General features: G+C 34.7%; 1 protein-coding gene. It reads left to right on the top strand.

All coding sequences use genetic code 11. The features are described 5' to 3' along the window. Positions 1 to 75: 75 nt before the first annotated feature. The coding region (locus WH277_RS02685; RefSeq protein ID WP_339504262.1) for a protein rep at positions 76 to 559 on the top strand (484 nt) is incomplete at its 3' end.

The raw sequence follows: 559 nt of genomic DNA, 5'->3' as shown, positions 1-559 counted from the left end.
GGCTAAGTGATTGACAGAAATAAAAAACCCCTTAGATTAGTAGTTGCGACGCTACAAAAATAAGGGGTTATTTATATGCTTTCAAGGGAAAGATTAGAGCTAATACGCTCGAAAGTCAATACTACTGTTAATAACGACAGTAAAAAAAATAAATCATTATCAAGCATTTCTGCGAACGGTCAGAGAATAACAGATCGTAAAAAAGAAAGTTTTAAAACAGCGAATAGCTTTATTATTCGCGGACGCATTGAAGATAATGAAACGCTAACAAAACGTGGTGAACGTTCGTTAAACTGCGCCCAGCAACGTTATATTGTTTCAGTAAATGGAAAAGCTCACACAATATTTACTCATCGCTGCCGATCTCGTCATTGTCAAAACTGCCAAAGAATAAAGGCTTTTATATGGCAAGAGAAGATGAAAGAAATAATACCAGAACTTACTTTAAACTTTAAAAATGGTAAATATCTTTTCATTACTTTCACTGTGAAAAACCCGAAGATAAAAAACCTTCGTTCTGTCCTTTTATGTATGTCTCGTGCTTACGCTAAGATGTTCC

The sequence above is a fragment of the Erwinia sp. MYb416 genome, assembly GCF_037479575.1.
Taxonomy (GTDB): Bacteria; Pseudomonadota; Gammaproteobacteria; order Enterobacterales; family Enterobacteriaceae; genus Erwinia; species Erwinia rhapontici.
This window is presented reverse-complemented; position numbering and strand designations above follow the sequence as displayed.